We start from the raw sequence: 13,320 nt of genomic DNA on the forward strand, positions 1-13,320 counted from the left end.
GGTTGTGAGTGCTGCGTGAAAGTTTCAATTGAATGGGCAAAAAATGATTTACTTTCTAAATTACCTGTAACAATTTTTATTGATGAACGATGTGCCACTCGCTTGACGGCTGACAAGCGACGAACATTCATCTTCCATAATCCAGTCGCTTTACGATTAGGGAGTCGTTTTTTTAGTAGTCAGATAATCGAAATTGCGGAATCATGTACATTGAAAGTTTCCTTTAATTGGTCCTGTGTTTATCTCTTTTGTATCTGGTTACTTGCAGTTAAACTGTGGATTGGAAGCGTTAGCGGTCGAACAATTGTAGTTGTGGCACTAATCGGAGTGCTGACCTATTGGCGTCGTTATTTATTAAAAATAAAGAAAATGACCTGACAAGTCGTGATTGTTTCGTGAAAGAAGAATGCGTAGTATACTAAAAGTAATGAAAATGAAGGGACTGAAGAAACACATGACTTTGGATAAAACAAAAAAATTAGCAAACGGCAATGAAATGCCACGCTTAGGTTTAGGTGTTTGGCGTGTAGAAGATGGCTCAGAAGCAACAAATTCAGTAAAATGGGCTTTAGAAGCGGGTTATCGCTTGATTGATACAGCAGCCGTTTATAAAAACGAAGTAGGGGTGGGCGAAGGCATTCGTCAATCGGGTATTCCCCGCGAAGAAATTTTCGTGACGACGAAATTATGGAATGAAGATCAAGGCTATGAAAATGCGATTAAAGCGTTTGATAAAAGCTTAGAAAAATTAGGGTTAGACTATGTTGATTTATATTTAATTCACTGGCCTGTTGCTGGTAAATATAAAGAATCATGGAAAGCATTAGAAGAAATTTACGCAAGTGGTCGTGCCAAAGCAATTGGCGTTTCCAATTTTCATCAACATCATTTGGAAGATTTATTAACAGAAGCAAATGTTGTGCCAATGGTGGATCAAATTGAATTACATCCTACGTTAACACAAGAACCGCTACGAAAATATTTAGCCGAAAATAAGATTGCCGTGGAGGCTTGGTCTCCTCTAGGACAAGGTAATTTATTATCTGAACCAGTACTAGTGAAAATTGGTGAAAAATATGGTAAATCAGCGGCCCAAGTGATTATTCGTTGGCACTTACAAAATGATATTATCGTGATTCCCAAATCTGTTCACGAAAAAAGAATTCAGGAAAATTTTGCTGTCTTTGATTTTGAATTAACACCAGAAGAAATAACCGCAATTAATCAGTTAAATAAGGATCATCGTTTTGGTGCAGATCCAGATAATTTTGATTTTTAAGTATGATAGCAAGTAAAAACGGAGGGGCGAAAGACGTCCCTCCGTTTTTACTATAATTTTTGAACAAAGTAGTTAAAGAGTGCTTGGGATTTGGCATCACGTGCGTACATTAGTTCAGGATGCCATTGAACAGCTAATAAAGGCTGCTGTTCATTTGTTGATTCCACTGCTTCTGCAAGGCCATCAGAGGACCAAGCAGTAACGCGTAAATCTTTTCCTAAAGTATGTAGTGCTTGGTGATGGTACGAGTTGACTTGACCAGTTGTACCATATATGTTTGATAATTGACTGTCTGGTTCAACATCAATACGATGCGTCGCAAAGATTGGTTGAGTGGGTTGTTGTCCGTGCTTAACTGACCATTGAGGATACATCGATAAATCTTGATATAATGTGCCACCTAAAGCAACATTGACTAATTGCATTCCACGGCAAACCGCAAAAATAGGTTTGTTTTGTTTTAAGGCTTCTTCAATTAGGGCTAACTCAAACTCGTCACGATCACGATTCGTTTCTTCTAATTTTATATGGGGTTCTTGTCCGTAAAATTCAGGGGCAACATCTTGACCGCCTGCTAAAAGTAGTTTATCAATTTGTTGTATATACGTAGCGGCTAATTCTTTGGGGCCAATTGGCAAAACGAGAGGAACGCCACCTGCGGCTTGAACAGCGCTGACAAAACCTTGTGGGGTGTACGTCACTTGGTTACCGTGAAACACTTCAGCTGCCTGCAAAAGTTGATTGCCAGCGATTCCAATAATTTTTTTTGTCATAATAACATCACATCCTCAATAAATTCATACGTTCTATTGTAGCACTTTTTTTGAAAAAAGTGTTTGAGAAGAAGTCGAGACAAGTTTTGTCTCGGACAGCTCTCAAACACAAAAAGCTCAGTAAGTGAACAAGTGAAACTTTTTAACGTTCACGAATGACTTCGATTTTATAACCATCTGGGTCGACAACAAAGTAATAAGATGGTGCAGTTCCAGGTAAGCCTTTTAAGTCAGTGACAGTAAAGCCAGCCGCTTGATGTTTTTCGTGTAATCCTTCTAAATCATCTGTACTGATGGCGATATGACCATAACCGTTTCCTAAATCGTATGCTTCATGATCATAATTATAAGTTAGTTCTAGTTCGTAGTCGTCTCCTGGTAAAGTTAAATAAACCAAAGTAAATTTATTTTCTGGAAAATCACGACGGCGACTTTCTTCAAAATTGAAGGCTTTTTGATAGAAATCTAATGATGCCTCTAAATCTTTTACACGCACACATGTATGAGCCATTTTCATAGTTAAAAACTCCCTTTCAAACTTAATTATATTTCCAACGTTAATAGTAGCATAGATAAACGTGAAATGTAGAGAAAAACGCTTGGTTTCTGACTTGTTCTAAAGGAATTTCTCAGGTAAAATAGATGAAAAGAGAAGAGGTGCGCCAATGAAAACGCCAACGTTTGGAAAAAGAGAAGAGACATTGACCTATCAAACAAGATATGCTGCATACATTATTGTTTCAAAGCCAGAAAATAACACAATGGTTCTGGTACAAGCGCCAAATGGAGCTTATTTTTTACCAGGAGGCGAAATTGAAGGCACCGAAACGAAAGAAGAAGCGATCCACCGAGAAGTGCTAGAAGAATTAGGAATTAGTGTAGAAATTGGCTGTTATTTAGGGGAAGCTGATGAATATTTTTATTCGAACCATCGCCAAACTGCCTATTATAATCCTGGATATTTTTATGTAGCGAATACTTGGCGGCAACTTAGCGAACCCTTAGAAAGGACCAATACTTTACACTGGGTTGCACCAGAAGAAGCAGTCCGTTTATTAAAAAGAGGAAGCCACCGTTGGGCCGTTGAAAAATGGCTAGCGGCAGCATCATAAAATAACGAATAACCCTCAATCTATGTTGATTAGATTGAGGGTTATTGTTATTGAAAAGAATGTTTAAATTAAAACCATTTTTTCAATAATTTGAGCGACACCATCTTCGTCATTACTAGTGGTATGCACATCGGCAATTGTTTTAACATTTTCTGTCGCATTGCCCATCGCAACACCAATCCCAGCGTAATCAATCATGGATAAGTCATTTTCATTGTCACCAATGGCCATCACTTCGTCTTTATTTAAGCCTAAATGGTCTGCCAATTTTGCTAGAGCATTGCCTTTGCTAGCATTTTTATTCATGATTTCATAGTAAAAAGGCGTACTTTTAACAGTCGTATATTTTTCGGTAAAATGTAATGGTAATTTTGCAATGGCAGGATCTAAAACTTCCGGCTCATCAATCATCATCATTTTAATAATGTTCATCTCTGGTGTCATTTCATCCACCGTACGATATTTTAAAGGCATGTTCACTAAAGATGCTTCGTGAATCGTATATTTACCAATATTGCGATTGGCAGTGTAAATAGCGGAATCATCAATTGTATGCAAGTGAGCGCCGACTTTACGAGAATACATTTCAATTTCTAAAAAATCCTCATAACTCAAGGTATAGCGTGAAATAATCGTATTATCTTTGGTTGCTTGGACAAGCGAACCGTTGTAGGTAATCACGAAATCATTTTCACCATATAAGGCTAATTCATCCAATTGTTCTTTCACGCCTGGCAAAGGACGGCCTGTACATAAAACAATACGAACACCTTGCTCATTTGCTTTTTGGAGCGCTTCTTTGACCCGTGGGGTAATCTTGTGTTGTGAATTTAGCAATGTTCCGTCGATATCAATAGCAACTAACTTAATTGACATAGAATCCTCCTAGAAAACCTATTTTTTTAAAACTAACGCACCATTATGAATGTAACTTGAAAACTCACGATACGTCTCATCAAATAAATCGTAATGTTTTTTATTTCCTTGGTCAAGCATTTCTTTAGGGAAATAGAAACGTTCATCTCCTTGACTCTGACCAGCAAGTGCTGCAACTAGGGGACTGACCGTTGCCAATTCCACTAATGAGCCATCTTTTTGCATCAATTCAATTTGTGTACGATGACGGTCTTTATTTGGACGATAAAAATCGTAAGGTAAATCATAGCTTGAATTAATGGCAGTATAATATTTAGGGTTGAAACCAACTTTTTCAATCAATTCCCTTAAATAAGCAATCGTTGCTGCGCTCTCTTTTTCGTTCGTAAAGGTGGCTGACTTCAGAGGCTTACGCATAAGGAAACGTTTGGCTAAATCACCTAGAATTGAATCAGGCACATCCATCCATTGTGTAAAGTACGTAGATAGGACGCCATCATCCAATTTTAAATATTCTTGTAAGGTGAAGTCCCCTTTAAAGAATGGTACAAGCAGAGAGGCTTGTAAATCATAGTCAAATTCAGGGTTTTCAAATAATTCTTTCGCCCGATGCAATAAATGATCAAGAATCACTTCCATCCCACGAGAAACAGGGTGAAAATAGACTTGGACATACATTTGGTAACGACTAACGATATAGTCTTCCACCGCATGCATCCCATTCATAGCAAAGGCAATGCCTCCTTTGTATGGTCGAATCACACGTAAGATTCTAGTTAAATCGAAGGTTCCGTATTCCGTCCCTGTAAAGTAAGCATCACGTAACAGATAGTCCATGCGATCGGCATCAATTTGACTAGAAATCATTTGCACCACTTGAGGATTTGGGTATTGTTTAGTAATAACGCTGGCGACTTTTTCAGGAAAATCTGCCGAAACACGATTTAAAATTTGATAGACTTCCGTTTCTGGTGAGGTGATGATTTGGACCGTGATTGCTTCATGGTTTGTATCAAAAATATGCTCGAATGTATGTGAATAAGGACCATGACCGACATCATGTAATAAAGCTGCGCAAAGTGTAATCAGGCGCTCGTCATCATTCCAGCCGTTTTCACCTAATCGTTCCACAGAGTAGTTACGTTGGAAAATCTCACAAATCCGACGTGTAATTTCGTAAACACCCAAAGAATGGGAAAAACGACTATGTTCGGCACCGTGAAACGTAAAAGAAGAAGTACCTAGTTGCTTAATGCGACGTAATCGTTGCACTTCAGCAGAATTAATAAGGTCTAAAATCACTTGATGTTGGACATGAATATAATTATGGACGGGATCACGAAAAACTTTTTCGATTGGTAATCGTTGCTCTTTATACGGAATCGTCATAAGATCTCTCCTTTAATTAAGGCGTTTCGTTGCGCCATTTTTTCCAGCTGGACAGTTAAATTTGTTTGGAACCATTCTGAGGTTATAATTGGTTCGGTTAAGTTTGGATCAATAGATTTTTCAAATTGTTGAGGTAATGCTTCGATTAAACGGGTTTTTACGGCGTCTATTGTTAATGGAGTCTCAATCAGGGTTTCTAAATTTGCCATCACTGCTGGATCAACGGGTGGATAGCCATTTTCACCAAATTGTTCTTGTAACCCAGCAAGGTAAAAGTCTCGAACCACTTCTCCACGAGCAAGTTGATTGCCGTTAACGCTGATGTAAATCATGACAGAAATACCGTCTTTGACGCGTCGTTGGGCAATCCCAGCAAACTTTTGACCGCCAATACTTAAATCATAAGTACCGGGACAATAGGATGTAGTAATTTCAAAGGCGTCAATCTCTTTCTCCGGAAAACTCTGACGGAGCCAAGCCCACATTAATTCATAAGCCGCATCGATACTTAATTTGTGTTCAGAATTATTTGGTAAAATAAGTGAAACATTTAAAATACCCGAATCGGCAATCACCCCTAAACCGCCGGCATTGCGAACGACTACAGAATAATCGTTTTCTTGCAGAGAAGTGATGCCTTCTTTTAGATGTGGTACACGGGTATCTTTCATGCCAAGAATCATTGCTTGATCCAATTGCCAGAAATGAATGATTGGTTGGTGCTGCATTCCTGAAAAAGTAGTTAAAACATCGGTCAAGGCAAAAGGTAAAAAATAGTCACTGTTTGTTAAACAACCTGAATCAAGGAGCATAAATGATTCGGTGTGAAGGGGAAAAGTTGTGCTCATAAAAAACGTCCTGTCTATTTATAATTACGTCATTTAATACGTTTATTTTCTTACTCTCTCTTATATTATATACAAAAAACGCAAAAAAGCATGTTATATAAACGAATTCTGAAGGAATTCTCTAAAATAGTAAACGGTTTTCTTATTAAATAGATGAAACAAATGCTTGCAACCCGTGAAAAGAGCTTATACAATAAGAAAAGGTACATAAACAAGGAAAAATTGACTTTAGTTGACAAATATATTGAAAAAGTCAACAATAAGAAAGTTATATTTTGGAAAAGGAGTGACCATTATGGATTTATCAACAGGCGTTCCTGTATCGATTCAACTAAAAACGATTGTCCAACAAGGCAACGAACAAAAAGATTTTTTCTTTGACTTAGAAGGTCAATTAGTAAAAATGGGTGATACATTATACATTCGTTACAAAGAAGAATTATTAGAGGATACAGAACCAACCCCCGTAACCATTAAAATTGAACCAGACGGGCATGTTCAGCTGATTCGTGCCGGCGAATTACGGATGCGTTTAAGATTTGGCTATCAGGAAAAATTAGATACAAGTTATCGAACCCCTTATGGCTTGCTACAGATTAGTACGTTTACACATAATTTGCGTGTTAGTTTAAAAGATCAACCAATGTCTGGTAAGATTTTAGTTGATTATGATTTATACTCTCAAACAGAGCGAATCGGAGAATATCATTTAGAATTAGAATTTACTGCATAAATATTGCAGAATAGAATTGATTTTTTTTCAATGTTTTTGTATGATAAGGAGTAGACTGTGAAAGGACGTGTACCTCTTGGAAATTAATGTATTTGAAGGGTTAAACAAAAAAGAATTATCCATGATTGAAGTAGCACACGCTATTTTAGAACAACATGCAGATGTAATGGATTTTTCTGATTTAGTTAACCAAATCCAAAATTATCTTGGCAAGTCTGATAGTGAAATTCGTGACCAATTAGCACAATTTTATACAGATTTAAACATCGACGGTAGCTTTATCTCATTGGGAGACAATCGTTGGGGCTTACGTTCATGGTATCCAATCGATTCAATCGATGAAGAAGTTACACATGGCTTGGAAGAAGACGAAGAAGATGCACCACGTCGTAGAAAACGTAAAAAAGTAAATGCCTTCATCACTAATCCAAACGATGAAGATGTAATTGACTATAACGATGACGATCCAGAAGATGCTGAATTAACAAATGATGATGAAGAAGACATCTTGTACGATGATGAAGAAGATGAAGATGAAGAAATCAAAGCATACAACTCTGACTTACAAGAGATTGGTGCAGATTCAGACGATGATGAAGAAGACATTCCGCAAATCGAAGAAGATTTAACAATCATTGATGACGATGATGTTGAAGATGAAGACGATTTTGATGACGAATATTCTGAAGAGTAAGAAACCAAAAAGCTTGATTCCTAAGAAGGAGTCAAGCTTTTTAGTTGAATGCTTAAGAAAAATGAGAAAATAGAAAAAATTATTTTCTTGAATAGAAGTACTTGACCTGATGTCCGTTTGCTTGTATTATACTACTTGGGCACCTTTAAGAAGGTCAGAAGTTTGAACGAACTTACAAGCTCCCTATTCGTAATGGATAGGGAGCTTTTCTATTTTTGTTTCTTTTTTATTTGGAGAAACGTAAGAGTCTCAAAGTTGTTTTACTTCTCTCTACAAAATATTATCAAAGAAAGGGTTTTTAACTATTATGACAAAATACATCTTTGTTACAGGTGGCGTGGTTTCTTCTATCGGAAAAGGGATTGTCGCAGCATCTTTAGGACGATTATTAAAAAATCGTGGATTAAAAGTAACGATTCAAAAATTCGATCCATATATTAATGTGGATCCGGGGACAATGAGTCCTTACCAACATGGAGAGGTTTTTGTCACAGATGATGGTGCCGAAACAGATTTGGACTTAGGTCACTATGAACGTTTTATTGATATTAACTTAAATAAATACTCAAACGTAACCACTGGGAAAATTTATTCAGAAGTCTTACGTAAAGAACGTAAAGGGGAATACTTAGGTGCAACAGTGCAAGTTATTCCACACATTACCAATGAAATCAAAGAAAAAATCATGCGTGCAGCGAAAATGACGGATGCCGATGTGATTATCACAGAAGTAGGTGGTACTGTCGGCGACATCGAATCATTACCTTTCCTAGAAGCATTGCGTCAAATGAAAGCTGATATGGGTAGTGACAACGTAATGTACATCCATACAACCTTGATTCCTTACTTAAAAGCGGCTGGCGAAATGAAAACTAAACCAACACAACATAGTGTCAAAGAATTAAGAAGTTTAGGGATTCAACCAAATATTTTAGTGGTTCGTACAGAATTACCTGTTTCTCAAAACACTAAAAACAAATTAGCACAATTCTGTGATGTTAATCCAGAAGCGGTAATTGAATCTCGGGATGTTGAAACATTATACTCCATTCCATTAGCACTTCAAGCACAAAACATGGATCAAATTGTTTGTGATCATTTAAAATTGGATGCACCGGCTGCAGACATGACTGAGTGGCGTGCATTAGAAGAAAAAGTTCTTAACTTGAAAAAGAAAACAAAAATTGCGCTGGTTGGTAAATATGTTGAATTACCAGATGCCTATATTTCTGTTGTAGAAGCATTAAAACATGCTGGGTTTGATTTTGATTCAGATATCGAAATTGATTGGGTTGATTCACAAGAATTAACTGCTGAAAATGTCGCTGAAAGAATTGGTTCAGCAGATGGTATTTTGGTTCCTGGTGGTTTTGGTGATCGTGGAATTGAAGGAAAAATTGAAGCGATTCGTTTTGCTCGCGAAAATGACGTACCATTCCTTGGCATTTGCTTAGGTATGCAAATGGCCTGTGTAGAATTTGGTCGTAACGTTGTGGGCTTAGAAGATGCTGGTTCTGCAGAAACTAATCCTGACGTGACAAATAACATTATTGATTTAATGGCAGATCAAGAAAACATCGAGAATTTAGGTGGCACACTACGTTTAGGTTTATATCCATGTAAATTGAAAAAAGGAACGAAAACTGCGGCAGCATACGGAAATGAAGATGTTGTCCAAGAACGTCACCGTCATCGTTATGAATTTAACAACAAATATCGTCAATTATTTGAAGAAAATGGCTTAGTTTTCTCTGGAGTTTCACCAGATAATCGTTTAGTTGAGATTGTTGAAATTCCTGAAAAACAATTCTTTGTGGCTTGTCAATTCCACCCAGAATTAATTTCTCGTCCAAATCGCCCACAACGCTTAATCAAAGGATTTGTTGGTGCAGCTTTGGCAAATAAAGAAAGTAAATAAGCAAAAATGGACGAAGTGATTCAGTTCACTTCGTCCATTTTTAATCTAAAAAAGTACGGGGCTCATCATGAGCCCCGTACTTTTTATGCTGCTTTATTTTCATCTGGTTTAGAACTACTTTCAGGTGGTTGCGGCGGTTCTTGTGAACTAGAACTTGATGGTTCAGGTGGTTGTTCCGATGTTGCTGGTTGCTCTGCTGAGGAAGAGCTTGCCGGTTGTTCGGTTGATGGTGGCGCTTCAGAGGAAGAAGGCGCACTTTCTGAACTAGAACTTGATGAACTTTCCGCTTCTTTTGTGGAAGAGGATTCCACCGTACTGCTAGATTCCGGCTGTGGTGCTGAAGAGGTAGTACTTGGTAAAACTTGTACATTTGGTACCTCATAGGCATCTTTCACGTATAATTCATTACCTACCCGCACAACACTGTCTGGCTGCACCCAGTCATCGTTTGAAACATTTTGAGACAAGTAACTCATTATTTCACGATAAACATCCGAGGCAATCCCATAGTATTCTTGATAGATTGGTGTATTTCGATCATTGTATCCAGTCCAAACAGAAACGGCATAGTGTGTTGTATAACCAACAAAGGTACTATCCGGGGCAATTCCTTTTTCTGTTGTGCCCATTCGCGCTAAATCTTCATCAGTATAGTTAGAAGTCCCTGTTTTGGCCGCTTGGATTAAGCCTGGAATGGCGCCGTTAAATCCTGTTCCGCCGTTTAAAACATCTTTTAACATATCCGTCATCATATAGGCGGTAGAGTCTTTCATTGCACGTTTGCCATCAGGTTGATAATCAACGCTAGTTCCATCATTGAAAACGACTTTGTTTACGTAATACGGTTTGTTGTAAATCCCGTTATTGGCGAAAGCCGCATAAGCTGCTGCTAACTTCAATGAGGAAATTCCATATTTATCGCCATCTACATCGCTTGTGTTACTTGAAATGGCATTCGAGGCTTCTAAGTTTTTATAGTCAATTCCTAGCCCTTTAATGAAAGGCATGATGTTTTCTTTACCAACTTCATCAAACGTCTGGACCGCAGTCGTGTTACGAGAACCCATAATCGCACGGCGCATAGTAATGACGCCTTGATATGTTAAATCAGAGTTGAAGACATCAATGTCGGTACCAGGATATTTCGTTGGTTTATCCACCATGAGGCGACCTGTCGAATAATTTAAATTCTCAATTGCGGGACCATAATCCATGATTGGTTTCACGGTTGAACCAACATCACGTTGGGTGTTAACAGCTAAATTGTTTCCTAATTGTACATCATCAGGAATGTGACGACCACCAATCTGTGCTCGGACTTGTCCAGAGGCAACATCAATAACGGTTGAAGCCACTTGCATTTTATCATCTGGAAACGCAACGTATTGATCACTGTTGACAATATCGTAAAGTTGTTTTTGGGCATTCATATCTAAGTTTGTGTAGATATCTAGTCCGTCTGTGTAAACATTTTTACCAGTTTTTGCTTTCACTTCATTGATTACTTCTTTGACGTAATTATCTACGACTTTTCGATTGTCATCACTGGCTTTTAATGGCACTAAGCCTTCATCGATTGGAGTAGCTTTGGCTTTTTCGTACTCTGCTTTCGAGATTTTTTTATTGTCGTACATTGTGTAGAGTACGACATCTCGGCGTTCTTTAGCAGTATCTGGTTTTGTATAGGGATCGTATGAGTTTGGCGCTTGTGGCATTCCTGCCAGTAGGGCCGTTTGTGGTAAATCAAGTTCAGATAAATGTTTACCATAATAATTTTCAGCCGCTGTTTCCATTCCATAAAAACCATTCGCCATGTAGACTTTGTTAATGTAGTAAGTTAAAATTTCTTCTTTTGATTTTTCACGTTCTAAACGAACAGCCATCCATGCTTCTTGTGCTTTCCGTTTCAAGGTTTGGTCAGATTCTTTTGTAGAGAAGTAGGACAATTTAATTAATTGTTGGGTTAAGGTACTTCCGCCTTGTAATCCACCATTTTTGACATTTGAAAGGGCAGAACCGATAATCCGAATCGGATCCACACCAATGTGTTTATAGAAACGACGGTCTTCGACAGAAACAATGGCATCTTTTAATAATTGAGGCACATCATTTGGTTGAATTAATTCACGCTTTTCTGCGCCTAAATCCTCAAAAATTTCATTATTAATATCGTAAAGCTTCGATGAAACTGTCGCATTCAGTTTGTCATCTTCTAATTTTGGGGCTTGTCGTGCATAGAACCAAAAAAGACCAACGCCTGCTAAAAAAGCGACCATCCCAGCGATAAGTAAGCCAAGAAAGATTTTTAAAACAAGCCGTTTTTTCTTTTTCGGCGGTTGTGTCTTTTTCTTGTAACTTGACTTCGATGAGGTGTTGGATGCATGTCTAGCAGCTCGCGAGCCTGAATTTGCGGTTGGCATAAATAGCAACTCCTTTGTTATACTTTCAAAACTTTATGAATCTAGTGTGTCTGAATATATTGTTCCACTGCGTCGAGATAAGGGATTCGCGGTGCGATTCCAAAAGATAATTCAATTCCTTCTTTCTCGATGAGTGCAAGCGGCATAGATTTTTTTCCAGTAACTGCTTGGTTTTTCCAATGCGTTATTAGATTTTCACCACTAAAAAAGAAGCAGCGTTTTAAGCTTGAAAACCATAATAGCACAAAACAAATCCCTTGTTGTGCTATACATTGTTCCATATGATCAATTTGATGTTGATGAAAATTTTTAAAGGGAAAGGACGTGGTATTTTTCGTTTCTTTCGCTTCAAAATCTATGTAACGGCCTTGATATACACCGTTATAATCAGTCGTTGAAGCTTGTCTAAAGTAGGCCTCCTTAATAACAGCCGCACTTCGTTTGGGATAATCTACTTTAACAATTTGAACAGGAGTTGGTTTCTTATGAACGACTGCTTGCTTATTCAATAGATAATATTGATTGCTTTGATTGATCGCTTCTTCGAAATCCATCCCACGATTACCAAATTCAACGGGGCGTTTCTTTTTTACTTGTTTTTTTGGTGATTGTGCTTCATGATGATTATAAGGTATTCCGTTAGGATAATGGAACGTCACGTTTATCACACTCCTAGCCTGTATTATACCAAAAAAAAGACCTGAAAGAAAAGGGATGACTTATGGAAATGATAAAAACCCTCTATGTCACCGGTTATCGCAGCTTTGAATTGGGGATATTTCAAGGAAAAGACCCGAAAATCACAGTTATTAAAAATGTCTTAAAAAAAGAGTTAGCCAGTTATATTGAAACGGGAGTAGAATGGATTTTGATTTCTGGCAATTTAGGTGTTGAACTTTGGACAGCTGAAGTAGTTGGGGAATTAAAAACGGAATATCCAGAAGTTCAGCTAGGTTTACTTTATCCGTTTAAAGACTTTGGCAATAATTGGAATGAACAAAATCGAGAACTGTTAACGAAAGCGGAAAGTTTGGCTGATTATATCAACTCAGTAAGTCACCAGCCCTATCAATCGCCAGCACAATTAAAAATGCATACAAAATTTCTTTTGGAACATTCTGGGGGCAGCTTACTTATTTATGACAAAGAGTACCCTGGCAAAACGGAGTATTTTTTAAAGGATGCACAACATTTTTCGGAACGAGAACCCTATGATATTCGCTTAATTACAATGGATGATTTACAAAACTCGGTGATTGATTAGAGAATCTGTTTGAT

The 13,320-nt window shown here is 37.7% G+C and carries 14 protein-coding genes; 7 read left to right on the top strand and 7 right to left on the bottom strand.

Annotated features, from left to right (window positions below; all coding sequences use genetic code 11):
* Positions 1 to 15 precede the first annotated feature (15 nt).
* Together IGL32_RS04395 and IGL32_RS04400 are read left to right on the top strand one after the other, a co-directional pair.
* The gene (locus tag IGL32_RS04395; RefSeq protein WP_002358008.1) at positions 16 to 378 is read left to right on the top strand and encodes a hypothetical protein; all 363 of its coding nucleotides are present in this window, start codon (positions 16 to 18) and stop codon (positions 376 to 378) included.
* A gap of 28 nt (positions 379 to 406) precedes the next feature.
* Entirely contained in the window at positions 407 to 1,279 is an 873-nt protein-coding gene (locus IGL32_RS04400) for an aldo/keto reductase (protein ID WP_002393437.1), read from the top strand.
* Positions 1,280 to 1,329: 50 nt separating this feature from the next.
* Here the strand turns inward: IGL32_RS04400 and IGL32_RS04405 are convergent, their stop codons facing one another.
* Complete coding sequence (locus tag IGL32_RS04405) at positions 1,330 to 2,052, bottom strand: gamma-glutamyl-gamma-aminobutyrate hydrolase family protein (protein ID WP_002358005.1); 723 nt, start codon at positions 2,050 to 2,052, stop codon at positions 1,330 to 1,332.
* Positions 2,053 to 2,194: 142 nt separating this feature from the next.
* Complete coding sequence (gene gloA / locus IGL32_RS04410; RefSeq protein ID WP_002369612.1) at positions 2,195 to 2,569, bottom strand: lactoylglutathione lyase; 375 nt, start codon at positions 2,567 to 2,569, stop codon at positions 2,195 to 2,197.
* Positions 2,570 to 2,717: 148 nt separating this feature from the next.
* Here gloA and IGL32_RS04415 point away from each other — a divergent pair, with 148 nt between their 5' ends.
* Positions 2,718 to 3,164, top strand: coding sequence for an NUDIX hydrolase (locus IGL32_RS04415; protein WP_002358001.1), 447 nt, complete (start codon positions 2,718 to 2,720; stop codon positions 3,162 to 3,164).
* Between the two features lie 63 nt (positions 3,165 to 3,227).
* On the opposite strand, the gene yidA is transcribed toward IGL32_RS04415, so the two are convergent.
* From yidA to IGL32_RS04430, 3 genes are read right to left on the bottom strand one after another with little or no spacing between them, the layout of a single operon-like run.
* Positions 3,228 to 4,040 carry a sugar-phosphatase gene (gene yidA, locus IGL32_RS04420; protein ID WP_002377829.1) on the bottom strand — a complete coding sequence of 271 codons (813 nt, stop codon included), beginning with the start codon at positions 4,038 to 4,040 and terminating at the stop codon, positions 3,228 to 3,230.
* A gap of 18 nt (positions 4,041 to 4,058) precedes the next feature.
* Positions 4,059 to 5,429 carry a dNTPase gene (locus IGL32_RS04425; protein ID WP_002357999.1) on the bottom strand — a complete coding sequence of 457 codons (1,371 nt, stop codon included), beginning with the start codon at positions 5,427 to 5,429 and terminating at the stop codon, positions 4,059 to 4,061.
* Entirely contained in the window at positions 5,426 to 6,241 is an 816-nt protein-coding gene (locus IGL32_RS04430; protein ID WP_016633861.1) for a lipoate--protein ligase family protein, read from the bottom strand. The genes IGL32_RS04425 and IGL32_RS04430 overlap by 4 nt, the downstream gene beginning before the upstream one ends.
* A gap of 331 nt (positions 6,242 to 6,572) precedes the next feature.
* Here IGL32_RS04430 and IGL32_RS04435 point away from each other — a divergent pair, with 331 nt between their 5' ends.
* The 3 genes from IGL32_RS04435 to IGL32_RS04445 all read left to right on the top strand — a co-directional run bounded on the left by IGL32_RS04435 (position 6,573) and on the right by IGL32_RS04445 (position 9,622).
* Positions 6,573 to 7,010, top strand: coding sequence for a DUF1934 domain-containing protein (locus IGL32_RS04435; protein WP_002382132.1), 438 nt, complete (start codon positions 6,573 to 6,575; stop codon positions 7,008 to 7,010).
* A 76-nt stretch (positions 7,011 to 7,086) separates the two neighbouring features.
* Positions 7,087 to 7,704, top strand: a complete 618-nt coding sequence (gene rpoE / locus IGL32_RS04440) for a DNA-directed RNA polymerase subunit delta (protein ID WP_002357996.1) — start codon at positions 7,087 to 7,089, stop codon at positions 7,702 to 7,704.
* 307 nt (positions 7,705 to 8,011) lie between these two features.
* Positions 8,012 to 9,622 carry a CTP synthase gene (locus IGL32_RS04445; RefSeq protein WP_002357995.1) on the top strand — a complete coding sequence of 537 codons (1,611 nt, stop codon included), beginning with the start codon at positions 8,012 to 8,014 and terminating at the stop codon, positions 9,620 to 9,622.
* An 83-nt stretch (positions 9,623 to 9,705) separates the two neighbouring features.
* On the opposite strand, the gene IGL32_RS04450 is transcribed toward IGL32_RS04445, so the two are convergent.
* Both IGL32_RS04450 and recU read right to left on the bottom strand, forming a co-directional pair.
* The gene (locus tag IGL32_RS04450) at positions 9,706 to 12,042 is read right to left on the bottom strand and encodes a PBP1A family penicillin-binding protein (protein WP_002360569.1); all 2,337 of its coding nucleotides are present in this window, start codon (positions 12,040 to 12,042) and stop codon (positions 9,706 to 9,708) included.
* 41 nt (positions 12,043 to 12,083) lie between these two features.
* Positions 12,084 to 12,701 carry a Holliday junction resolvase RecU gene (recU, locus tag IGL32_RS04455; RefSeq protein WP_002388848.1) on the bottom strand — a complete coding sequence of 206 codons (618 nt, stop codon included), beginning with the start codon at positions 12,699 to 12,701 and terminating at the stop codon, positions 12,084 to 12,086.
* Positions 12,702 to 12,763: 62 nt separating this feature from the next.
* On the opposite strand from recU, the gene IGL32_RS04460 reads away from it, so the two are divergent.
* A complete protein-coding gene (locus IGL32_RS04460) occupies positions 12,764 to 13,306 on the top strand; it encodes a DUF1273 domain-containing protein (protein WP_002369608.1) in 543 nt (180 codons plus the stop codon).
* The last annotated feature ends 14 nt before the right edge of the window (positions 13,307 to 13,320 follow it).

The organism is Enterococcus sp. AZ035, assembly GCF_050548325.1.
Taxonomy (GTDB): domain Bacteria; phylum Bacillota; class Bacilli; order Lactobacillales; family Enterococcaceae; genus Enterococcus; species Enterococcus faecalis.

What these genes read in the sequence shown, in the direction of transcription:
- IGL32_RS04415 (WP_002358001.1), top strand. Translation starts at nt 2,718, where the DNA reads ATGAAAACGCCAACGTTTGGAAAAAGAGAAGAGACATTGACCTATCAA.
- IGL32_RS04405 (WP_002358005.1), bottom strand. Translation starts at nt 2,052, where the DNA reads ATGACAAAAAAAATTATTGGAATCGCTGGCAATCAACTTTTGCAGGCA.
- IGL32_RS04400 (WP_002393437.1), top strand. Translation starts at nt 407, where the DNA reads ATGCGTAGTATACTAAAAGTAATGAAAATGAAGGGACTGAAGAAACAC.
- IGL32_RS04430 (WP_016633861.1), bottom strand. Translation starts at nt 6,241, where the DNA reads ATGCTCCTTGATTCAGGTTGTTTAACAAACAGTGACTATTTTTTACCT.
- yidA (WP_002377829.1), bottom strand. Translation starts at nt 4,040, where the DNA reads ATGTCAATTAAGTTAGTTGCTATTGATATCGACGGAACATTGCTAAAT.
- IGL32_RS04435 (WP_002382132.1), top strand. Translation starts at nt 6,573, where the DNA reads ATGGATTTATCAACAGGCGTTCCTGTATCGATTCAACTAAAAACGATT.
- IGL32_RS04450 (WP_002360569.1), bottom strand. Translation starts at nt 12,042, where the DNA reads ATGCCAACCGCAAATTCAGGCTCGCGAGCTGCTAGACATGCATCCAAC.
- IGL32_RS04460 (WP_002369608.1), top strand. Translation starts at nt 12,764, where the DNA reads ATGGAAATGATAAAAACCCTCTATGTCACCGGTTATCGCAGCTTTGAA.
- IGL32_RS04445 (WP_002357995.1), top strand. Translation starts at nt 8,012, where the DNA reads ATGACAAAATACATCTTTGTTACAGGTGGCGTGGTTTCTTCTATCGGA.
- IGL32_RS04425 (WP_002357999.1), bottom strand. Translation starts at nt 5,429, where the DNA reads ATGACGATTCCGTATAAAGAGCAACGATTACCAATCGAAAAAGTTTTT.
- gloA (WP_002369612.1), bottom strand. Translation starts at nt 2,569, where the DNA reads ATGAAAATGGCTCATACATGTGTGCGTGTAAAAGATTTAGAGGCATCA.